This is a genomic window from Proteus faecis (genome assembly GCF_030286765.1).
GTDB classification, from domain to species: Bacteria; Pseudomonadota; Gammaproteobacteria; order Enterobacterales; family Enterobacteriaceae; genus Proteus; species Proteus faecis.
On the sequence record NZ_JASVWV010000013.1, the window covers coordinates 39,088 to 61,041 of the forward strand.

At 38.6% G+C, this 21,954-nt stretch carries 19 protein-coding genes; 11 read left to right on the plus strand and 8 right to left on the minus strand.

Annotation, left to right across the window (positions count from 1 at the left end; genetic code table 11):
* Positions 1 to 8: 8 nt before the first annotated feature.
* The 5 genes from QSH13_RS15030 to QSH13_RS15050 all read right to left on the minus strand — a co-directional run bounded on the left by QSH13_RS15030 (position 9) and on the right by QSH13_RS15050 (position 5,147).
* Positions 9 to 341 carry a cytochrome o ubiquinol oxidase subunit IV gene (locus QSH13_RS15030; RefSeq protein WP_006535101.1) on the minus strand — a complete coding sequence of 111 codons (333 nt, stop codon included), beginning with the start codon at positions 339 to 341 and terminating at the stop codon, positions 9 to 11.
* Complete coding sequence (locus tag QSH13_RS15035; RefSeq protein ID WP_072063673.1) at positions 341 to 952, minus strand: cytochrome o ubiquinol oxidase subunit III; 612 nt, start codon at positions 950 to 952, stop codon at positions 341 to 343. The genes QSH13_RS15030 and QSH13_RS15035 overlap by 1 nt, the downstream gene beginning before the upstream one ends.
* Entirely contained in the window at positions 952 to 2,934 is a 1,983-nt protein-coding gene (cyoB, locus tag QSH13_RS15040) for a cytochrome o ubiquinol oxidase subunit I (protein ID WP_109397168.1), read from the minus strand. The genes QSH13_RS15035 and cyoB overlap by 1 nt, the downstream gene beginning before the upstream one ends.
* Positions 2,935 to 2,938: 4 nt before the next feature.
* Positions 2,939 to 3,889, minus strand: coding sequence for a cytochrome o ubiquinol oxidase subunit II (gene cyoA, locus QSH13_RS15045; RefSeq protein WP_006535098.1), 951 nt, complete (start codon positions 3,887 to 3,889; stop codon positions 2,939 to 2,941).
* Between the two features lie 496 nt (positions 3,890 to 4,385).
* Positions 4,386 to 5,147: a nucleoside-specific channel-forming Tsx family protein gene (locus QSH13_RS15050; protein ID WP_286039338.1), complete on the minus strand. Its 762-nt coding sequence runs from the start codon at positions 5,145 to 5,147 to the stop codon at positions 4,386 to 4,388.
* A gap of 364 nt (positions 5,148 to 5,511) precedes the next feature.
* Here QSH13_RS15050 and dbpA point away from each other — a divergent pair, with 364 nt between their 5' ends.
* Complete coding sequence (gene dbpA / locus QSH13_RS15055) at positions 5,512 to 6,885, plus strand: ATP-dependent RNA helicase DbpA (RefSeq protein ID WP_109397170.1); 1,374 nt, start codon at positions 5,512 to 5,514, stop codon at positions 6,883 to 6,885.
* An 85-nt stretch (positions 6,886 to 6,970) separates the two neighbouring features.
* Here dbpA and ampG read toward each other — a convergent pair whose 3' ends face one another.
* Positions 6,971 to 8,491, minus strand: coding sequence for a muropeptide MFS transporter AmpG (gene ampG, locus QSH13_RS15060; RefSeq protein ID WP_196543913.1), 1,521 nt, complete (start codon positions 8,489 to 8,491; stop codon positions 6,971 to 6,973).
* 56 nt (positions 8,492 to 8,547) lie between these two features.
* Positions 8,548 to 9,126: a YajG family lipoprotein gene (locus QSH13_RS15065; RefSeq protein WP_109397172.1), complete on the minus strand. Its 579-nt coding sequence runs from the start codon at positions 9,124 to 9,126 to the stop codon at positions 8,548 to 8,550.
* A gap of 340 nt (positions 9,127 to 9,466) precedes the next feature.
* On the opposite strand from QSH13_RS15065, the gene bolA reads away from it, so the two are divergent.
* The 9 genes from bolA to QSH13_RS15110 all read left to right on the plus strand — a co-directional run bounded on the left by bolA (position 9,467) and on the right by QSH13_RS15110 (position 20,474).
* On the plus strand, positions 9,467 to 9,781 hold the full coding sequence (gene bolA, locus QSH13_RS15070) for a transcriptional regulator BolA (RefSeq protein ID WP_286039347.1): 315 nt from the start codon (positions 9,467 to 9,469) through the stop codon (positions 9,779 to 9,781).
* 321 nt (positions 9,782 to 10,102) lie between these two features.
* Complete coding sequence (gene tig, locus QSH13_RS15075; RefSeq protein ID WP_109397174.1) at positions 10,103 to 11,407, plus strand: trigger factor; 1,305 nt, start codon at positions 10,103 to 10,105, stop codon at positions 11,405 to 11,407.
* 256 nt (positions 11,408 to 11,663) lie between these two features.
* A complete protein-coding gene (clpP, locus tag QSH13_RS15080; protein WP_004245088.1) occupies positions 11,664 to 12,287 on the plus strand; it encodes an ATP-dependent Clp endopeptidase proteolytic subunit ClpP in 624 nt (207 codons plus the stop codon).
* Positions 12,288 to 12,431: 144 nt separating this feature from the next.
* Positions 12,432 to 13,703 carry an ATP-dependent protease ATP-binding subunit ClpX gene (gene clpX / locus QSH13_RS15085; RefSeq protein WP_109397175.1) on the plus strand — a complete coding sequence of 424 codons (1,272 nt, stop codon included), beginning with the start codon at positions 12,432 to 12,434 and terminating at the stop codon, positions 13,701 to 13,703.
* A 260-nt stretch (positions 13,704 to 13,963) separates the two neighbouring features.
* A complete protein-coding gene (gene lon, locus QSH13_RS15090; protein WP_109397176.1) occupies positions 13,964 to 16,324 on the plus strand; it encodes an endopeptidase La in 2,361 nt (786 codons plus the stop codon).
* A gap of 214 nt (positions 16,325 to 16,538) precedes the next feature.
* Entirely contained in the window at positions 16,539 to 16,814 is a 276-nt protein-coding gene (gene hupB / locus QSH13_RS15095) for a nucleoid-associated protein HU-beta (protein ID WP_036911695.1), read from the plus strand.
* Between the two features lie 472 nt (positions 16,815 to 17,286).
* Positions 17,287 to 19,164, plus strand: a complete 1,878-nt coding sequence (gene ppiD, locus QSH13_RS15100) for a peptidylprolyl isomerase (RefSeq protein ID WP_109406810.1) — start codon at positions 17,287 to 17,289, stop codon at positions 19,162 to 19,164.
* A gap of 286 nt (positions 19,165 to 19,450) precedes the next feature.
* Entirely contained in the window at positions 19,451 to 19,822 is a 372-nt protein-coding gene (locus tag QSH13_RS15105) for a ComEA family DNA-binding protein (RefSeq protein ID WP_228407462.1), read from the plus strand.
* 247 nt (positions 19,823 to 20,069) lie between these two features.
* Positions 20,070 to 20,474 carry an acyl-CoA thioesterase gene (locus QSH13_RS15110; RefSeq protein ID WP_109406809.1) on the plus strand — a complete coding sequence of 135 codons (405 nt, stop codon included), beginning with the start codon at positions 20,070 to 20,072 and terminating at the stop codon, positions 20,472 to 20,474.
* 160 nt (positions 20,475 to 20,634) lie between these two features.
* Here QSH13_RS15110 and queC read toward each other — a convergent pair whose 3' ends face one another.
* Positions 20,635 to 21,333, minus strand: coding sequence for a 7-cyano-7-deazaguanine synthase QueC (queC, locus tag QSH13_RS15115; RefSeq protein WP_109397179.1), 699 nt, complete (start codon positions 21,331 to 21,333; stop codon positions 20,635 to 20,637).
* 158 nt (positions 21,334 to 21,491) lie between these two features.
* Between queC and QSH13_RS15120 the strand changes: the two genes are divergently transcribed.
* Complete coding sequence (locus tag QSH13_RS15120; RefSeq protein WP_036911686.1) at positions 21,492 to 21,953, plus strand: Lrp/AsnC family transcriptional regulator; 462 nt, start codon at positions 21,492 to 21,494, stop codon at positions 21,951 to 21,953.
* Position 21,954: the final 1 nt, after the last annotated feature.

The following is a 21,954-nucleotide window of genomic DNA, read 5'->3' on the forward strand; positions in this document are numbered from 1 at the left end:
GACAACTCTTAATCCATCATCATATTGATGTTCAGGTTGTACATAATCCACAACGAGCCTACGACAACAATGCCGATAATAAGCAGTGTGAACAGGAATGCGACGACGTTCCAGCGCTCTTCTGATGACGTATTCATATGCAAGAAGCAGACTAAGTGAACCACAATCTGCACAACTGCCATACCGACAACAGTCCAGAGAATTGTTGCTGGTGTCGCTGTTCCTTCCATCACCATCCAAAATGGAATAACGGTGAGGATAACAGACAGGATAAAGCCGATTAGATAAGACTTCATGCTGCCGTGGCTTGCGCCTGAAGGAGAAGTATTTGGATGACTCATTACATCACTCCCATCAGATAAACTACGGTGAACACACAGATCCAGACAACGTCAAGGAAGTGCCAGAACAGACTTAAACAGCTTAAACGAGTACGGTTAACTTCAGTTAAACCACGGCGTGATACTTGGATCATCATAATAACAATCCAGATTAAACCCGCCGTTACGTGAAGACCGTGCGTTGAAACTAATGCAAAAAATGCTGATAAGAATGCACTGCGATCTGGGCCATAACCTTCTGCGATTAGTTCATGGAATTCGTAAACTTCCATGATGACGAAACCTAAGCCGAATAAGAAAGTAACAAATAACCACAGATTTACTTGGCTAACGCTACCTTTATTCATGCTCAGCATAGCGAAACCGAAAGTGATACTACTAAATAGCAGTAAGAAGGTTTCAACTAAAACAAACGGTAAGCTAAAAATCTCTTTACCTGAAGGACCATCTGCAATCCCGTTAACAAGCACCGCATAAGTGGCGAATAAGCTGGCAAACAGGATAAGGTCGCTCATTAGATAGATCCAGAAGCCGAAAACTTTCGTCGCTCCTGCATCGTGGTGCCCATGATGTTCATGGGCGTTTGTGTTATTTACAGTTTGAGTAGACATTATTTCACACCTGCTTTTTTCAGTTCTTCATAATGCTTATTCTCGAGAGCTTCAATTTCAGGTACTTGGACATAGTAATCCACATCTGTATCAAAGCTTTTCACGATCCAAGTGACAATCATGCCAGCGAAACCAACGATAGCTAACCACCAGATGTGCCAGATCATGGCAAAACCAAGCACTAAGCTGAACGCTGAAATAATCACACCTGCGCCTGTATTTTTAGGCATATGGATTGGTTCGTATTTGGTTGGACGTTGATAAGCTGTGCCTTTTTCTTTCTGATCCCACCACTCATCACGAGTTTGAACGTGAGGTTCAACAGCAAAGTTATAGAACGGAGCGGGTGAAGAAATAGACCATTCCAGTGTACGTCCGCCCCATGGATCTCCCGTTAAGTCACGGTTTTGATCACGGTCACGGATACTTACGTAGATTTGGACAACTTGACAAGCGATACCGATAGCGATTAGTGCCGCACCACCCGCTGCAACCATCAGCATTGGATGGAATTCTGGGTTGATATTTTGGCTAATACGACGAGTCATACCCATAAAGCCAAGAATGTACAGTGGCATAAAGGCCATAAAGAAGCCGATAAACCAGAACCAGAATGCACGGATACCCCATTTCTCATTCAGTGTGAAACCGAATGCTTTAGGGAACCAGTAAGTCATACCTGCGAAACAGCCAAATACCACACCACCGATAATAACGTTATGGAAGTGAGCAATTAAGAATAAGCTGTTATGTAAAACGAAGTTTGCACCCGGAACGGCTAACAGAACCCCTGTCATCCCCCCAACAGAGAAGGTAATCAGGAAACCGATAGTCCATAGCATTGGGCTTTTATATTCGATACGGCCTTGATACATCGTAAACAGCCAGTTAAAGATTTTAACTCCTGTTGGAATAGCGATGATCATCGTGGCGATACCGAAGAAGGCATTGACGTTGGCGCCAGAGCCCATAGTAAAGAAGTGGTGTAACCAAACAATAAACGACAACACGGTAATAACGACAGTCGCACCAACTAAAGAGGTATAACCGAATAACCGTTTTTTAGAGAATGTTGCTGTTACTTCAGAGAACACACCAAATACGGGTAGAACAAGGATATAAACTTCTGGATGACCCCAAGCCCATACAAGGTTGATGTACATCATCATGTTACCGCCCATATCATTGGTAAAGAAGTGCGTACCAAGATAGCGGTCTAAAGTTAATAGCGTAATAGTAACGGTTAAAATTGGGAATGCAGCAATAATTAGGACGTTAGTACATAAAGCCGCCCAAGAGAATACTGGCATTTTCATCATGCTCATACCCGGCGCACGCATACGCAGAATAGTCGCGAAGAAGTTAACCCCTGTTAGCAGTGTACCAATACCGGATATCTGTAAACTCCATATCCAATAATCTACCCCGACTCCTGGGTTATACTCCAAACCCGAAAGTGGTGGATAAGCTAACCAACCTGTTTGTGCGAATTCACCAATACCTAAAGAGATGTTGATGAGTACAACACCAACTACAAAGAACCAGAAGCTCAGTGAGTTAAGGAAAGGGAAGGCCACATCACGGGCACCAATTTGTAAAGGTACAACGAGGTTCATCAGACCCACAACGAAAGGTGTTGCCATGAAGAAAATCATGATAACGCCGTGTGCGGTAAAAATCTGATCATAGTGATGAGGTGGTAAGAAACCCGCTTCGCCAGCAGAGGCGAGAGCTTGTTGGCTTCTCATCATAATCGCATCAGCAAAGCCACGGAACATCATGACCATTGCAACGAGGATATACATAATACCAATTTTTTTATGGTCAACGCTGGTTAACCATTCACTCCACAACCATTTCCATTTACGAAAATAAGTTAGTGCGCCAACAATAGCAAGTCCACCAAGAACAATACCGAGTAAAGTCACTACGATAATTGGTTCATGTAGAGGGATTGCATCAAGAGTTAATTTTCCGAACATGCCTTTATTCCTCTGCTCCTGCATGCGCCGCATGGCTCATGTTCATATTCATTGTTGCATCAGCATGTGCTGTCTGATTGCCACCTGTGTGAGCGCCATGACCTGTATGACCAAATTTAGAAATGGTTTCTTGGAATAACATTGGCTTCACGCTTGAATAGTAGGTCACTGGATTTTTCTGGCTTGGTTTAGCAAGTTCATTAAATGCAGCGGTCGTATTTAACGTATCTGGCGATTGTTTGACTTTTTCAACCCACGCATCGAAACCGGCACGATCAGGTGTCGCAATCGCTGTAAATTTCATATCAGAAAAACCGTGTCCACTATAACTTGCTGACATACCTTGATATTCACCAGGCTCATTAGCAATTAAGTGCAACTTAGTTTGCATTCCTGCCATCGCATAGATTTGTCCACCTAAGCGAGGGATAAAGAATGAGTTCATGACAGAGTCAGAAGTGATTTTGAAATTAACAGGAACATTAGTCGGGAAAGCCAGTTCATTAACTGTTGCAATACCTTGTTCTGGATAGATAAATAACCATTTCCAGTCCATTGAAACAACTTCAATGGTGACAGGTTTTTCTGTGGACTCTAAAGGTTTGTAAGGATCAAGCTCATGGGTTGTTTTCCATGTAATGCTTGCCAAAATCACAATGATGATAATTGGCACTGTCCAAACGACGAGTTCAATTTTATTTGAGTGAGCCCAGTTTGGGCGATAGGTGGCTTTAGTATTGGATTCACGGTAGCGAAAAGCGAAAACAATCACCATCAGTATGACCGGTATCACAACAATTAACATTAAACCAAGCGCAATGAGGATTAATGTTTTTTGCTCAGCGCCGATAGCGCCTTTGGGATTCATTAACGCCATATCACAGCCACTTAAGAGAAGCGCTGCTGCTAATAGCGAGAGTGTCCCAATACTTTTTATGTATTTCATAAGTCTCATCCAACGACCCAAATGACAAAGGTTCTATTGTTGTTTCATCAGTATCAGTAAGGACATTTTACGGTAAGGTTGCGACAGTGTAAACAATTGTAATGGTAAGTAAGTGATTGGTTGGTCTTTTGTGTTAATGTGATCACAAGTAATTAAAATATTAAATAAATGTTAATTTAATTATTGTGTATTAACTATAATTTCATAAAGTACCATGTTTTTAAAATAAATACATATTTTTACAAATAAAAATGCAATAAAAAGTGTAAGAAAACGTATTGTGATTAAAAAAGTAACAAAAAAGAGGTCAGAGGAGAGTTGAGAGGTAAAATCCTTTTTATCTTAATGTTTAATATCTATATTTGATGTTTGTGTAATTTTTAATATGGGTAATTAGTTATTTGATGAATATTTATATCCAATGAGAAAACTTTTCATTAAGTGGTAAAAAGAGGTTACAGCGAATAAAAATGCTTTCGCTGTAATAAAAATTAACAATTAGCGATCAAAAATTATATTTTAGGCTATATACAATGCCGTCTTGCAAAAAATCTTCGCCTAACTTTTTATAAGCATAACGATATTGAATACCCGTGGTAATAGAGGTTGTTGGATGCCACCAAAAAGCTAAAGCGCCATTAAATCCATTTTTCCCACCATTGCCATAACGCTGATGACGGTTAAATTCCATTTCATGCCAATTGCTAATGCTAAATTTTTGATCGCTAATCGAAAAATCATATCCAGTAACCCAGCCAACGACGTAGCCATTATTTCCTGAATAGTAGGTTTGATCGACATAATGAAGTGCAACAAATGGTTTAAACCATAAATTATCTATTTGTGTGTTATAGCCTAAGCCATAAAGTGTATTAACTTCATGGAAGTTGCCATTGTTTTCTTTACCTGGGAGTGACCATGTACCGTAAATATGCCCGTATAAATTAAAATCACTTTCGCCTAAGTAAATGCGACTTGTTGCTTTAACGGTATAACGTTGATTATCACCGGGCTCTGTTTTTCGAGGATTAAATGGATTTTCCAAATCAAAAAAACCGTAAAATTCACCCCATGAAAAATTGGCACCACCTTCAAGTTCTAAATAGGCAAAATCATCTTTATGAGAAGATTGCCCTGTTTTGTGTGTTGTGTGAGTCGTCCAATCAAGATAATTGATGCTGATATCAGCGAAGCCACCTAAATAGCTAGCTTGAGCTGATAAAGAAAGTGTACTTGCGATGGTTAATAAAAATGTTTTTTTTATCATGACTAATCTCAATTGATTTTAATGAAATAATTTTGCGGTGAATTTATATTTTTATATGCTTTGAAACTATAACCTATAAAATTTCAATTTGCAGATTATGATATTGAAAATAAGGTCTATTTCTAGAATATTAAATTGATAATTAAAAATGAGAATTTTAGCATTGTTTAGTTTATTTTTATTATTTGAGCTATTTTGAATGGATTAAGCGCTTAATAACTGCTTTTTGGGCAAAGAAAAAAAGGAAGTGGGAGAAGAAAGAAAAATATGTGGTATCAATCGCGTAAAAATACCTCACGACACAGGGATCAAGGGATAGTATCATTAGCCAATATTCGTTTTTATCTTACTTGGAATTTTTATTGTGACCTCATTTGCTGAACTTAACGCACTTCCTGCTGAACAACTCGCTAACCTTAATGAATTGGGTTATCTCTCTATGACGCCAGTTCAAGAAGCTGCTTTGCCCGCTATTCTTGAAGGAAAAGACGTTCGCGCTCAGGCAAAAACAGGTAGCGGTAAAACTGCGGCTTTTGGTTTGGGGCTTTTGCAACATATTGATGCAAAACAGTTTAATACCCAATCACTTATTTTATGTCCAACGCGAGAACTTGCTGATCAAGTTGCAAATGAATTACGTCGTCTTGCTCGTTATCTTCCAAATATTAAAGTATTAACGCTGTGTGGGGGTGTTCCATTTAGTATTCAGCGTGATTCATTAATACATGCTGCACATATTATTGTTGCAACACCGGGCAGATTGCTTGATCACCTAAAAAAAGAGACTGTCACCCTAGATGATGTGAAAACATTAGTGTTGGATGAAGCAGACAGAATGTTGGATATGGGATTTTTTGATGATATCAATGATATTATTTCTCGTATGCCAACGGCACGTCAAACGTTGCTGTTTTCTGCAACTTGGCCAAATGAGATCGCAACAATTAGTCGTAAGATCCAGCAAAACCCAGTCACTATTGAAATCAATTCTGTTGATGAGCTTCCCGCTGTTGAACAGCAGTTTTATGAAATATCTCGTCATGGAAAAATAGGATTGCTACAAAAACTTTTAAGCCGTGAGCAACCAGCTTCTTGTGTCGTGTTTTGTAACACAAAACGCGATTGCCAAGATGTGTATGAAACACTGACAGAAAGCAACCAAAGTGTGCTGGCTTTACATGGTGATATGGAACAAAGAGAGCGTGACCAAACGCTTATTCGCTTTGCTAATGGAAGTTGTCGTGTATTAGTCGCAACAGATGTAGCGGCTCGTGGACTTGATATTAAAGCGTTAGAAATGGTAATTAACTACGAATTATCATGGGATCCAGAGGTGCATGTTCACCGAATTGGCCGTACAGCCAGAGCGGGGGAAAGTGGATTGGCTATTAGCTTTTGCGCACCAGAAGAAATTCAGCGTGCTAACGCTTTAGAAGAGATGCTTCACATGAAGATAAATTGGTTACCAGTACCTACTGGGCTACAAATTACGCCTCTTGAAGCAACAATGGCTACATTATGTATTGATGGTGGTAAAAAAGCCAAGATGCGCCCTGGTGATATTTTAGGGGCATTAACGGGGGATATGGGTTTCAATGGTGCCGATATTGGTAAAATTATGATTAATCCAACACATGCTTATGTCGCTGTGAAACAATCTATTGCAAAACAAGTCTGGAAACAGCTGCAACAAGGTAAAATTAAGGGTAAAACAGTAAAAGTAAGATTATTTAGATAAATTTTTTTACCCATAACATAAGAATACAAAAAGGACAGTTTAAACTGTCCTTTTTTATGGTTCATATCTTGAGAAAATAATAAAACTAATGTGTTGTTTTCTTAAGGGCTAAATAATCTAGGATTGTGCCAAAGACAAGGCTTACCGCACCAACGATAACACCATATAAAAAGAGTGTTGAAGCCCAAGAGCTTAATCTATCAGTATCTATTGATTGAATAAAATCGACAGATTGGAACATTTCTAATGTTGGTAGTGAATTTGTAACAACAAGAATTAAACTACAAATAAAGAAAAGAGTCGTTAGCATCAAACCATAAATAGCAAAACGGTACTGTTTAATAAACAAGGTTCTTCTAAGGAATTCCCCCGTTTTTTGCGTATAAATCAGTGTGTTCTTCGAAACAAACAGCAAAATAAGACCGGGTACAGAAGCAACGATAGAAAAAAGATAAAATGCTTCCCAACCATGACTTTCAACATACCAACCTGCAACTGGGCCAACATAAACACGACCAATTGCAGAGAGAGCAGAGAGCAACGCAAATTGTGTTGCTGAAAAGGAGAGATGACAAAGTGTCATTAAGAGGGCGACGAATGCGGCGGTTCCCATTCCTCCACAGATATTTTCAAATGCAACTACCGCACCCATGCTATAAATACTTTGCTCAGAAATAGCTAAATACCAATAACCGATATTTGAACCACCTTGCAAAATACCAAAAATCATCAGTGCTTTAAATAAACTCCAACGGCGCATTAATAAACCACCTAGCAATGCCCCAATAATAGTGGCTGCAAGCCCAAGTGTTTTATTCACTAATCCTACTTCACCTGCATCGAATCCTGCACCGCGAATAAGAAAAGTGGTACTTAAACTTAGGGCAAAGGCATCCCCCATTTTATACAGCACAATAAGCAGTAAAATTAGCCAAGCATTATTACGAGAGAAGAATTCATATAAAGGTTCAATAACGGCTTCATAGAGTGTACGGGGTGGCTTTACAGTGGTTTCTGGCTCTTGGGCAAGTAACGTGGCAATAATACCAACTCCCATTAAGGCGGCCATTAACCAGTACATGTTTTGCCAACCAATATATTTATCAGCTAACCAAAGCGCCATTCCTCCAGAAACAAGCATGGCTATGCGATAACCTAAGACAGAAACTGCAGCACCTGTACCACGCTCATCTGCTTTTAATATATCTGTTTTATAGGCGTCAAAAACAATATCTTGTGAAGCGGAACAAAAAGCAACAATGACAGCTAAAGAAGCAAGCCACCATAAATGATCATTAGGATTTAAAAATCCCATTCCTGCAATACCAAGTACTAACCCTATTTGAGTGAGTAACATCCATCCTCGGCGTCGGCCAAGAAAAGAGGGGGTATAGCGATCCATAAAGGGTGACCAGAGGAATTTAAAAACATAGGCTTGTCCCACCAGTGAGAAAAAACCAATGGTTTTTAAATCAATATCTTCTACTGTCATCCAGGCTTGTAGTGTGCCTGCTGTTAACGCTAGAGGTAATCCTGAAGTAAAGCCAAGTAATAGAAGAATAAATGATTTATACCAAGTGGTTTGTTTGAAGGCAGGCTGAACCATGCAAAAATTCCTTTCAACGACCTGTTTGAGATAACAGGTCGTTTATTCTAATAAAATTAACGTGCGTTAGATTTGATAAATTGACTGACTGAGGCGTCTTTTGCCATATCGCTAACGAGTTCACTTAAGACATTGTTAATTGCGGCGGCAATTTTCTCATTAGTTGCACCAAATGGGCCTTGGACATTGTAGCTAGTACGGAATGTTTTGGTATTAGAGCTGCCATTTGGTAGGGTGACGATAACTGAAATATCCGCTTTTGCACTGATATTATGGCGAACACTACCTTCGCCAACATCTGCATTGAGTTTATTGATAACAATAATGACATCAGCAGAAGCCGGAGAACCCACCATAAAACCACGAGCTGTCATTTGTTTTTGTAGAACTTCTTGCATTAAAAATGCAATGTCACGAGTTGGAACTAGGACTTCTAATTTACCGTTGCGGTTGATTTCCGCTAAGCTCTTTGATGCGCGTTTGTCTTGACTTGAAATATTCAGTGAAATAGGGCGCATTGTTGGGTCGGCCGCAGGAACTGACATCACTGGCTCAATAGATAATTTGTTACTAGGGGTTGCACAACCTGAAAGTAGTGTTAATGCAAAAACAGCACAGAGTAAATTTTTAATCATGAGGTAATCTCGGTTAAATAAGTCTGTTGTGTTAATAAGTAGAATAGGCTTTAAACTTTAGCCTATCATACCACTGCTGATGGGCTGCTAATATCCCCTTAACGAACGAAATTATCTGATTTTATCAATTGATTTTATTTCAAATTACTCTCATTTTTACTTGTGTATTTGACAATATTTGGTCAATGGTTTTACTCAAGATGAAAAATAAGCGATTATCATCAGTAAAATTAAAAAGAATAAGCCCATCATTTTGTATTGATAAAGACTCAATCAAGGTAATCTGGTGGACTTATTTTTTATTCGCCATGGTATAAAGGCTAGAGGATTAGGGGCAGAGATGATCCGTGATGATATTGAGAATAAGCTGATTTCACGCTTTTTACCGCATTTTTTACAAGTAATAAACGAAAGCCATCGCCATAATGTACCGGAAGGCTCTGAAAGCCACTTCAAAGTCATTATCGTTAGTGATGGTTTTAATGAGAAACGCAGTGTTTCGCGCCATCGTGACGTGTACCAAACATTAGCTCATGAAATGGAAAATGGTGTTCATGCATTAGCATTACACACATTTACGTTAAGTGAATGGAATGAACAGCAGGATAAAGCATTACGCTCTCCTGGGTGCCGTGGCGGAAGCCAAGAAGATTAGCAACCTTATCGTTAATCGTGAGTAAATAGATCCTAAGATGCGTGTTTTTTGTTCTTTATAGCGAAAAAAAAGGGGGAGTTGCTCGATTTTATGAAAAAATTGAGGAATAAAACGGCTCTTTCTCGACTCAACCCCTCTAGATCGTTATAATGTCGCGTCTAATTTTCAGTAAGGTTTCGGGATGCTTCTGATATCAGGGATCCTCGTTTTTTTAAATGTGGCGGCCCCGGTTCTGAAAGGAAAATAAATCTAATCATGTCAATATCATGTTAGTTTCCTTTAAAGTAGACCGAGCACTAAAACTTATTTTGAGGTAACAAGATGCAAGTTTCTGTTGAAACGACTCAAGGCCTAGGGCGTCGTGTCACAATCACCGTACCAGCCGCTGATATCCAAACTGCTGTAGACAGTGAACTGAAAAAAGCTGCTAAAACTGTTCGCATTGATGGTTTCCGTAAAGGTCACGTTCCAATGTCAATGGTTAAACAGCGTTACGGTATGTCAGTACTGAATGATGTTCTGGGTGACATGATGCAGCGTAATTTCATTAACGCTATCATCGAAAACAAAGTAAACCCAGTTGGTGCGCCTGACTACAAACCAGAGCAATACAAAGAAGGTGAAGACTTTGTTTACTCTGTAGAATTCGAAGTTTTCCCAGAAATCGAACTGAAAGATCTGGAAAGCATTGAAGTTGTAAAACCTGTTGTCACTGTTAAAGACGAAGATGTCGATAACATGTTAGAAACACTGCGTAAGCAACAAGCAGAGTGGAAAGACAAAGACGGCGCAGTCGCAGCAGAAGATCGCGTAACTGTTGATTTCAACGGTTCTATTGACGGTGAAGAATTTGAAGGCGGAAAAGCTGAAGATTTCGTACTGGCAATGGGTCAAGGTCGTATGATCCCAGGTTTCGAAGAAGGCGTTATCGGTCATAAAGCTGGAGAAGAATTCACAATTGATGTGACTTTCCCAGAAGATTACCACGCTGAAAACCTGAAAGGTAAAAAAGCACAATTCGCTATCAACCTGAAAAAAGTTGAAGAGCGTGAACTGCCTGAATTAACTGAAGAGTTCATCAAACGTTTTGGTATTGCTGATGGTTCTGTTGATGGTTTACGTGCTGAAGTACGTAAAAACATGGAACGTGAACTGAAAAATGCAATCCGTACTCGTGTTAAATCACAAGTTATTGATGGCTTAGTTAAAGCAAACGAAGTTGACGTACCCGCAGCTGCTGTTGACAGCGAAATTGAAGTTCTGCAACGTCAAGCAGCTCAACGTTTTGGTGGCGATGAGAAACAAGCTCTGCAATTACCACGTGAACTGTTCGAAGAACAAGCTAAACGTCGTGTAATCGTTGGATTACTGTTAGGTGAAGTGATCAATAGTAATGAACTGAAAGCAGAAGACGATCGTGTGAATGCACTGATCGATGAAATGGCTTCAGCTTACGAAGATCCATCAGAAGTTGTTGAGTTCTACAATAAGAACGAACAACTGATGAACAACATCCGTAATCTTGCGTTAGAAGAGCAAGCGGTAGAAAAAATCTTAGCAAATGCTAAAGTAACTGAAAAAGAAACTAACTTCACTGAACTAATGAACGAAGTTCAAATGGGTTAATTCTTAACCGCGAATATTGGTTTTAAGCAAAAACCCGTGGTTTTTACCACGGGTTTTTTTCAGTTTATATAAATTTATCAAATTTGCCTTGAAATTTGAGCGATTATCTCCAGATAATTCTATATTCTCTTTATCACTCCTCGCGAGGCGCCTTGAATGTCTTGTGAGAGATTAGATCATTAGAAATGGTCATGATCAATTATCTCAAGTAAAATTGTTGTCATTGGCACCAATAAGAATGCAATAGGAGACAGACATGTCATTTAACGACACACAGGAACAATTCGCACCTAATATGGCTCTGGTGCCGATGGTTATAGAGCAAACTTCGCGAGGAGAGCGTTCTTACGACATTTACTCACGTTTATTAAAAGAACGAATTATTTTCCTGACTGGCCAAGTTGAAGATCACATGGCTAATCTTATCGTTGCTCAAATGCTATTTTTAGAAGCTGAAAATCCAGAGAAAGACATCAACCTGTATATTAACTCACCGGGTGGTGTAATTACTGCGGGTATGTCTATTTATGACACCATGCAGTATATCAAAGCAGATGTTAGTACAATTTGTATGGGACAGGCATGTTCAATGGGTGCCTTCTTATTATCTGCTGGTGCGAAAGGTAAACGTATTTGCTTACCTAACTCTCGTGTGATGATCCACCAACCATTAGGTGGTTACCAAGGTCAAGCAACAGATATTCAAATTCATGCTCAAGAAATTTTGAAAGTAAAATCTCGTATGAATGAGCTAATGGCTCAACATACAGGTAAATCTATTGAAGAAATAGAAAGAGACACTGAGCGTGATCGTTTCTTATCCGCTAACGAAGCGTTAGAATATGGATTAGTGGATAAAGTCTATACTCAACGTAGCTAATTATTACACGTTGTAATAGCAACTGAATTAATACGTTTCTTTTGTTAGTCAATAACGCACGCAAAGGAAACGGCTATCAATATTTATGTAAAAAAGACTTTCTTCTTATAAATGATAAGAAGAATAACTAAGTGAGGTTGACTGATGACAGATAAGCGCAAAGATAGCTCAGGGAAGCTTCTGTATTGCTCTTTCTGCGGTAAAAGCCAGCATGAAGTAAAAAAATTGATCGCTGGTCCGTCGGTTTATATCTGTGATGAATGTGTCGATCTTTGTGTTGATATCATTCGTGAGGAAATAAAAGAACTGGCACCTCATCATGAACGCAGTGAATTGCCAACGCCGCATGAAATCCGTAAGCACCTTGATGACTATGTTATCGGTCAGGAATTGGCTAAAAAAGTTTTGGCTGTTGCCGTTTATAACCACTATAAACGTCTGCGTAATGGCGATAAAGCCGATGGTGTTGAGTTAGGGAAAAGTAATATTTTGCTGATTGGTCCCACTGGTAGCGGTAAAACGTTACTAGCAGAAACATTAGCACGCTACCTTGATGTTCCTTTTACTATGGCAGATGCTACAACCCTGACAGAAGCGGGGTATGTGGGTGAAGATGTTGAAAACATCATTCAAAAACTGCTACAAAAATGCGATTACGATGTGCAAAAAGCACAACGTGGTATTGTGTATATTGATGAAATTGACAAAATCACGCGTAAATCTGAAAACCCATCAATCACCCGTGATGTGTCTGGTGAAGGTGTACAGCAAGCATTATTGAAATTAGTTGAAGGCACTGTAGCCTCTGTTCCTCCTCAAGGCGGACGTAAGCATCCACAACAAGAGTTTTTACAAGTTGATACTTCTAAGATCCTCTTTATTTGTGGTGGTGCATTTGCAGGACTCGATAAAGTCGTTGCACAGCGTTTAAATACACACTCAGGTATCGGTTTTGGTGCAGAAGTTAAAAGCCAAAAAGAGAAAGCTAGCGAAGGTGAATTATTAGCCCAAGTTGAGCCAGAAGATCTGATTAAATTTGGTCTTATCCCTGAATTTATTGGTCGTTTACCTGTTGTTGCAACGCTAGGCGAATTAAACGAAGAAGCGTTAATCCAAATCTTACAAGAACCTAAGAATGCATTGACTAAGCAATATCAGGCATTATTTAAATTAGAAGGTGTGGATTTAGAATTCCGTAAGGAAGCGCTGACGGCAATCGCGAAAAAAGCCATGGTACGTAAAACGGGTGCTCGTGGTTTACGTTCGATTGTTGAAGCTGCATTACTTGATACGATGTATGACCTTCCTTCATTTGAAAATGCAGAAAAAGTGGTCATTGATGAAGGCGTTATTAATGGAAAATCTGAGCCACTGGTTATTTATAGCCAGCCAGAAAATCAGGCTTCAGGTGAATAATGCATCGTAATTTGGCAGTGTCTTTTGTCTGACATTATCTCGTTTTCTCTCAAAAATAAGAGGGAAATTTAAGATAAGGCGTGCCAACGCAATAAAAATGAGGGAATTTTCCCTCATTTTGTTTTTTTAATGCGTAATGCTATTGAATGTCAGAAAAGTGCCCTTATATATTTTGACAATCCGTGGAATTAATTTTATTTGGTGACATGCGAATAAAATTACCTGTAAAAGCGTTAAGCTAAAAACGAAGAGAGAGCTCTATGAATCCTGAGCGTCCAGAACGTATTGAAATACCTGTATTGCCATTACGTGATGTCGTTGTATATCCGCATATGGTGATCCCGTTGTTCGTTGGTCGTGAAAAATCTATTCATTGCTTAGAAGCCGCGATGAACGACAACAAACAAATTATGCTGGTTGCGCAGAAAGATGCATCTACTGACGAACCAGGTGTTAATGATCTTTTTTCTGTTGGTACAGTTGCGTCTGTTTTACAGATGCTAAAACTACCTGATGGAACAGTAAAAGTACTTGTTGAAGGTATTCGTCGTGCCAAAATTACGACGTTATCTGATAATGGTGAATACTTTCAGGCGAAAGCTGAATACCTTGAAACGCCAGCCGTTGATGAGCGTGAACAAGAAGTCTTAAATCGTACAACGATTAATCAGTTTGAAGGTTATATCAAGCTGAATAAAAAAATTCCGCCAGAGGTATTAACCTCGTTACATGCTATCGAAGAATCAGCGAAATTAGCAGACACCATTGCTTCACATATGCCGCTGAAATTAAAAGATAAGCAAGCTGTGCTTGAAATGTCTGATGTGACAGAACGCCTTGAATATTTAATGGCGATGATGGAATCAGAAATCGATCTGCTACAAGTTGAAAAACGGATTCGTAACCGTGTTAAAAAGCAGATGGAAAAGAGTCAGCGAGAGTATTATCTCAATGAACAAATGAAAGCTATTCAAAAAGAATTAGGTGAGATGGATGATGCACCTGATGAAATGGAATCGCTGAAACGTAAAATCGATGCGGCTAAAATGCCAAAAGAGGCAAAAGAGAAGACAGAAGCGGAACTTCAGAAATTAAAAATGATGTCGCCAATGTCAGCAGAAGCCACGGTTGTACGTAGTTATATTGATTGGATGGTTCAAGTTCCTTGGAATAGCCGTAGCAAAGTTAAAAAAGACTTAGTGAAAGCACAAGAAGTTCTTGATACTGACCATTACGGTTTAGAACGTGTTAAAGAGCGTATCCTTGAATACCTCGCGGTTCAGTCTCGTGTTAGCAAAATTAAAGGGCCAATCCTGTGCTTGGTAGGGCCTCCGGGAGTAGGTAAAACCTCACTGGGTCAATCTATTGCTAAAGCAACAGGCCGTAAGTATGTTCGTATGGCGTTAGGTGGTGTACGTGATGAAGCTGAAATCCGTGGTCACCGTCGTACTTACATCGGTTCTATGCCAGGTAAATTGATTCAGAAAATGGCGAAAGTTGGCGTCAAAAACCCACTTTTCCTGTTAGATGAAATTGATAAGATGTCATCGGATATGCGAGGCGATCCAGCTTCTGCTCTGTTAGAAGTGTTAGATCCAGAACAAAACATCGCATTTAATGATCATTATCTGGAAGTTGATTACGATCTGTCTGATGTTATGTTTGTGGCGACATCTAACTCCATGAATATACCTGCACCGTTGTTAGATCGTATGGAAGTTATTCGTTTATCAGGTTATACCGAAGACGAAAAACTCAATATTGCTAAGCAACATTTGTTACCAAAACAGATTGAGCGTAATGCGTTAAAACCAAGCGAGCTGACAATCCATGACAGCGCGATTATGGGCATTATTCGTTATTACACGCGTGAAGCAGGTGTACGTAGTTTAGAACGTGAAATTTCTAAATTATGCCGTAAAGCCGTGAAACAGCTGCTAATGGATAGCACAATCAAGCATATTGAGATTAACGAAGATAATCTCAAAGACTACTTAGGTGTTCGTAAAGTTGACTACGGTCGTGCTGATACAGAAAACCGAGTAGGTATGGTAACAGGACTTGCATGGACAGAAGTGGGTGGTGATCTACTGACTATTGAAACAGCAAGTGTACCAGGTAAGGGTAAGCTAACATTTACCGGCTCTTTAGGTGAAGTGATGCAAGAGTCTATCCAAGCGGCAATGACGGTAGTTCGTGCTCGTGCTGATAAACTGGGCATTAATGGCGATTTCTATGAAAAACGTGATATGCACGTACACGTTCCTGAAGGCGCAACACCAAAAGATGGTCCAAGTGCAGGTATCGCAATGTGTACTGCATTGGTATCAAGCCTAACAGGTAACCCTGTACGTTCTGATGTTGCAATGACGGGTGAAATTACGTTACGCGGGCAAGTGTTGCCAATTGGCGGACTGAAAGAAAAGTTACTTGCTGCACATCGTGGTGGAATTAAGACAGTTCTTATCCCTGATGAAAATAAACGTGATTTAGAAGAAATTCCTGAAAATATTGTTGCTGATCTGGATATTCACCCAGTGAAAACAATAGAGGAAGTTTTATCGCTAGCCCTGCAAAACTCGCCGTTTGGCATGGAAGTTATTACTGATAAATCACACTAAAGAGTGATGTTAGTCATAAATTATAGCTAAAAAAAAGGCTGGATAAGTAATAAAAGCTTGCCAGCCTTTTTTTGTGTCGCTAATTTAATGGCGATTTTAATTAAAAATGCTGTTTTATCGGTCTTGCTATATCTAAAAAGGCTTGATATAACGACGTTTGCAAAATTTGCCATTAATGGTGAAAAATAACGCATAAAATTATGGGGATGAAAGCGTGAATAAAACTCAACTGATCGACAAAATTGCTGCAAATGCAGATATCTCAAAAGCGGCAGCAGGTCGTGTTGTAGATGCTCTGGTTGCTTCTATCACTGAATCTTTACAAAAAGGTGATGATGTAGCATTAGTAGGTTTCGGTACTTTCACTGTACGTGATCGTGCTGCTCGTACAGGCCGTAACCCACAAACAGGTAAAGAGATCCAAATTGAAGCTGCAAAAGTTCCTGCATTTCGTGCAGGTAAAGGCTTAAAAGACGCAGTTAATCAATAATAGTTGAACTTATTTTCTGCCAATTTGTTATTAGCTTAACGTTATGGGTAAACAGAAAACAACTCAATTAAAAAATGAAGCGCATCTTTTTGAGATGCGCTTTTCTTTTTTAGATTACAAATCACGATTAAACCTTGTATTCTCTGGCGATAAAACGTGAAACTGAAGTGGTCATTTGATAGAATGACCCGTTGTTCTATAACTGAAATAGACAACAATGAATGATTCAGTGATGAGTTAACTGCCATTAATCAATGAATCAAATAATGCTGTTTAGTTTTCTCTTAGTTATAGAAAGTGCGTGTTAGGACTGTGCATTAATACGGGACTGGCTGTTTTTAATGATTGTCGCGTGTCGCGACATTTTGATATTAAGCCAGCATGAGCATATTATCTTTTCGCTGTGCTCAAAATAGTCGTGTAACACCCATAAAAATAATTTTTATTTCACCAAACGGAGCCTCGTCTCGTTATGATGGACAACATTCGTTCCACTGCTAATAATCCATTTATAAAAATATTATTAGCTGTGATTATCCTCTCCTTCGTCCTAACTGGTGTGGGCGGATATCTCTTTAGTTCAGGCGTTAATGATGCAGCTGAAGTTAACGGATATAAAATTAGCCGTGCTCAATTAGAGCAAGCTTACCAGCAACGTCGTGCTCAATTACAACAAGATATGGGTGAAAATTTTGCTGCTCTTGCTTCCTCAGAAGAAGGCCAGAAGCTCATTCGCCAACAAGCGCTTGATTTATTAATCAACCAAGCATTACTTGATCAATTTGCACAAAAGCTGGGTATCTCAGCTGGTGATCAGCAAATTAGAGACGCTATTTTCGCACTTCCTTACTTTCAAACTGACGGCAAATTTGACAATAAGAAATATGTCGATTTATTGAAAGGCAATAATATCGATGCGGATGCCTTCGCAGAAGGTATTCGTCAAAATCTAATTAACCAGCAATTAAGATTTTCTATTCAAGGTACCGATTTTGCTTTAGATAGTGAAGTTAAAGAGTTTGCTGGATTAATGCTACAAAGCCGTAATGTACGTTTAGCATCATTAGACATTCAGCCATTCCTCGAAAAAGAAACGGCATCTGATGAAGAAGTGAAAGCGTTCTATGAGCAAAATAACCAAATGTTCATCGCGCCAGAGCAATTTAAAGTTAGCTATATCCAATTAAATGCTCAAAAAGATTTTAATAATATCAATATTACTGATGAAGAAGCGAAGGCTTACTACGATGGTCATATTGATGAGTTCACGGCTGCAGGACAGAAACAGTACAGCATCTTAGTATTAGCTGATGAAGCTTCGGCTAAAGCAGCAGAAGACGAGCTGAAAAAAGGCGCTGATTTTGTTTCATTAGTGAAAGAAAAATCTATTGATAGTTTCTCTAAAAAACAAAATGGTTCTTTAGGTTGGATAACTATCGGACAAGAGTTACCCGAGCTGGCTAATGCAAGTTTGACAGAAAAAGGTCAAATTTCTGAACCTGTTAAAATCAGCAATGGCTACGCAATTTTCCGCCTTGATGATGTCAAACCCTCTGTTGTAAAACCATTTGATGATGTGAAAACAGATTTATTGGCAAAAATGCGTGAAAACAAAGCAATTGATGATTTCTTCGCATTACAACAAAAAGTGAGCCAAGCTGCATCTAATGATAACGACACATTAGCTCCTGCTGCTAAAGCGGGCAACGTGACAGTGGTTAATACAGATTGGTTTGATGAAAATACGGTTCCAGCACCATTAAATAATGAAAAACTCACCCAGTTAATTTTTGGGGGTTCATTAGTGGATGAAAATGGCCCAACTGGCATGAATTCAGACATGGTGACATTAGGTAATGACAGTGCATTTATCGTGCGTGTAGAAGGTTATAAGCCTTCAGCAAGCCAACCATTAGACAAAGTGCGTGATCAGGTCGTTATGCTGGTTAAACAGCAAAAAGCATCACAAGCAATGAATGCAGAAGCCCAAAAACTTTTAGCAGCATTGAAAGAAGGTAAAGGTGAAGAAGCACTGAAAGCTGCTAATGTTTCGTTTGGTAGTGAAGAAAGCATTGTTCACTCATCTGCAACAGATGTAGTACAAACGGCTATTTTCTCTATGCCAAAACCTGCTGAAGGTAAAAAAGAGTATGGTATGACTAATGTACCTGGTACTAAAGTCGTCCTTATTCAATTAGATAGCGTAACAGATGGTAAACCAACATCTGAACAACTTGAGTTTATGACTAACCTCTATCGTGCTCAGATGGGCGAAGAAGCGTTACAACTCATGTTACGTGACCTAAAAGATAACGCTAAAATTGAAATTTTTGATAAAGATTATCAATAATCGAATTTTAATTATTACAGTGAAAACCCAGCATAAAGCTGGGTTTTTTTATGCCGACTCATTTTGCTAGATTAAATAATCTCGTCTCTCGAAAAATTCATACTTGAGAGCAAGTTCTAAAATCTTTTGTAATGCTGCTTTTATTCATTTTTATTTTTCCTACTCTCTCGTAGTTTTGTTTTTAGATAATTGTCTATTTATCAATATGTTGTCATTCTTTTCTTGCATTCAGAATCCTCTGTTTGCGATTAAATTTAAAATTATTGAATAAAAGGAAATTATGACTATGAAAATGGATAAAAAAATGTTGTCAGGTTTTATGGCCTCTATCTGCCTAGCTTTGGGATTAGGTCTTTCTCCTCTCTCTTATGCAGAAGAAACATCCACTTCAACACCAACGGTTTCTATTGAAACTCACTCATCTGTTGCTCGTGATACTAAAGAAAACAAAGCCAGTACAGAAGGTAAAGTTAATTTAAACACGGCAACAGTAGATGAATTAATGGGGTTAAAAGGGATCGGAAAAGCGAAAGCGCAAGCGATTATTGATTACCGCGAACAGTTAGGGCGCTTTACCACTATCGATGAACTTGAAAAAGTTTTCGGAATTGGTATGAAGTTAGTTGATCAAAATCGTGATTTTATTGTTATTAATTAAGGTATTTGTTCTTATACGCTATTGAGTATAAGTAATAGAAGAAACGTGAATATTGATTAAAAACTCCGTGTTTCTCTTTGAGCTCTGTTTTGATAAGAGAAACACGTTTTCTTAGTGTTTTTCTGTCGAAAGAAAATGAGTAAACCTATATCAGGCAATTACTAAATTTATTTTCTTGGCTATATTTAAGGTATCGCAAAAAATCTATAAAAGCTTTATTAGAATAATCAAGAGGTAATAAATTGATATGAGCACATTAATTAAAGTTTATGGCTTTCATTTAGATGTTTTTGAACATGTGAATAATGCACGTTATCTTGAGTTTTTAGAGCAAGCCCGATGGGATTGGATCGAACAACATTTAGATTTTGATTGGTTTAAGCGCAATGGTTTGGCATTAGTGGTTGCTAATATCAATATTAATTACCGCTTACCTGCAAGTTTAGGTGATGAGTTACTTATTGATTGTAATATTGCTGAAGTGGGAGTTAAAAGTGGTGTGCTTTCTCAAAAGATTGTGAGAAAAAAAGATGGCGCACTTATTTCTGATGCATTAATTACTTTTGTTCTTGTTGATATCAATACAAAAAAAGCGCTGACATTAACAGAACAGTTAAGAGAGAAGCTTGAATATGTACGTCAATCATCCTAATACATAGAGAGTATTAAAAATTTATCACTAAATATGCCTAGGCTAATCTAAGATGATTTAATGCAGTGATAATGTTTGATGAATTATCACTGCATAAGTGAGTAGAATAGCGGGTAGCAGTGATAATAAGTAAGATAATTAAGTAAGGTCATTACGATAATTATTTAAGACCCACTTTCTGTTTCATTGTTTGCATAATAAGTGTTTTATCAGCTAAGTAAGTGTTTAGTCCGCGTTGTCTTAAATGACAAGCCGCACATTCACCACAGCCATCACCTTGAATACCGTTATAACAAGTTAATGTTTCATTACGAACGAAATCTAACTTTTTATAGTAATCAGCAAGCGCCCACGTTTCAGCTTTATCTAGCCACATTAATGGTGTGATAAATTTAATATCACGAGCAATACCTAAGTTGACAGCATGATTCAGTGCTTTTACAAATTCATCACGACAATCAGGGTAGCCCGAGAAATCTGTTTCACAAACACCTGTTATGACACTCTCAGCGCCAATTTGATAAGCATAAATTGCTGCTAAAGTAAGGAAAAGAATATTTCTACCCGGTACAAAGGTACTAGGAATATCACTTTCTTCACTTTCTTTGAAATCAGGAACAGGAATATTGTCGCGAGTTAGGCTACTAATAGCGAGTTCATTGAGTAAACTTACATCTAAAACTTTATGCGCAGCTGCCCCCAGTAATTGACTTACTTTTTGTGCTACCTCAATTTCTTCTTTATGGCGTTGCCCATAATTAAACGTAATGCAATGTACTTCATCGTACTTTTCCAAGGCTTGAATAAGGCAGGTTGTCGAATCTTGTCCACCACTAAAGACAACGACCGTTTTTTTCATCAGAATACTCCTGAATATTGAATTTTTATAAGGATTAGTACGCATAAAAGTACAGATATTATGGCAATTTGTTACCGATTTATCATTAGATGATTACTCTTATAATAAGGGGCAGGTTATCATTATTTTTTGTAGGGGCATATTTTGAAGGAGTATCTATGTTAGATAAGATTGACCGTAAACTATTAGCGCTGTTACAGGAAGACTCAAGCCTCTCACTGAATACTTTGGCTGAGGCTGTTAACCTAACCTCAACGCCTTGCTGGAAACGATTGAAAAGACTAGAGGATGAAGGGTATATTCGTAAACGCGTTGCACTGCTTGATAGTGAAAAAATCGGGCTAGGTCTAACAGTTATTGTTATGATTAGAACACAGCAACATAATAGCGAATGGTACGAACAGTTTGTTTCATTTGTTAAGCAAATGCCAGAAGTACTGACATTCTATCGAATGGCGGGTGAGTGTGATTATCTAATGCATGTTGAAGTAGTTGACATGAAAAGTTACGACCTATTTTATAAGCGTATGGTAAATGGCGTACCGGGTCTTATTGATGTGACTTCTAACTTCGCAATGGAAAAAATTAAATACACAACGGCAATGCCGATACCTGAATAAG

Bases quoted from the DNA above. Each gene is read 5' to 3' on its own strand.
- QSH13_RS15030 (WP_006535101.1), bottom strand. From the start codon at position 341: ATGAGTCATCCAAATACTTCTCCTTCAGGCGCAAGCCACGGCAGCATG.
- QSH13_RS15035 (WP_072063673.1), bottom strand. From the start codon at position 952: ATGTCTACTCAAACTGTAAATAACACAAACGCCCATGAACATCATGGG.
- cyoB (WP_109397168.1), bottom strand. From the start codon at position 2,934: ATGTTCGGAAAATTAACTCTTGATGCAATCCCTCTACATGAACCAATT.
- cyoA (WP_006535098.1), bottom strand. From the start codon at position 3,889: ATGAGACTTATGAAATACATAAAAAGTATTGGGACACTCTCGCTATTA.
- QSH13_RS15050 (WP_286039338.1), bottom strand. From the start codon at position 5,147: ATGATAAAAAAAACATTTTTATTAACCATCGCAAGTACACTTTCTTTA.
- ampG (WP_196543913.1), bottom strand. From the start codon at position 8,491: ATGGTTCAGCCTGCCTTCAAACAAACCACTTGGTATAAATCATTTATT.
- QSH13_RS15065 (WP_109397172.1), bottom strand. From the start codon at position 9,126: ATGATTAAAAATTTACTCTGTGCTGTTTTTGCATTAACACTACTTTCA.
- bolA (WP_286039347.1), top strand. From the start codon at position 9,467: ATGATCCGTGATGATATTGAGAATAAGCTGATTTCACGCTTTTTACCG.
- tig (WP_109397174.1), top strand. From the start codon at position 10,103: ATGCAAGTTTCTGTTGAAACGACTCAAGGCCTAGGGCGTCGTGTCACA.
- clpP (WP_004245088.1), top strand. From the start codon at position 11,664: ATGTCATTTAACGACACACAGGAACAATTCGCACCTAATATGGCTCTG.
- clpX (WP_109397175.1), top strand. From the start codon at position 12,432: ATGACAGATAAGCGCAAAGATAGCTCAGGGAAGCTTCTGTATTGCTCT.
- lon (WP_109397176.1), top strand. From the start codon at position 13,964: ATGAATCCTGAGCGTCCAGAACGTATTGAAATACCTGTATTGCCATTA.
- ppiD (WP_109406810.1), top strand. From the start codon at position 17,287: ATGATGGACAACATTCGTTCCACTGCTAATAATCCATTTATAAAAATA.
- QSH13_RS15105 (WP_228407462.1), top strand. From the start codon at position 19,451: ATGAAAATGGATAAAAAAATGTTGTCAGGTTTTATGGCCTCTATCTGC.
- QSH13_RS15110 (WP_109406809.1), top strand. From the start codon at position 20,070: ATGAGCACATTAATTAAAGTTTATGGCTTTCATTTAGATGTTTTTGAA.
- queC (WP_109397179.1), bottom strand. From the start codon at position 21,333: ATGAAAAAAACGGTCGTTGTCTTTAGTGGTGGACAAGATTCGACAACC.
- QSH13_RS15120 (WP_036911686.1), top strand. From the start codon at position 21,492: ATGTTAGATAAGATTGACCGTAAACTATTAGCGCTGTTACAGGAAGAC.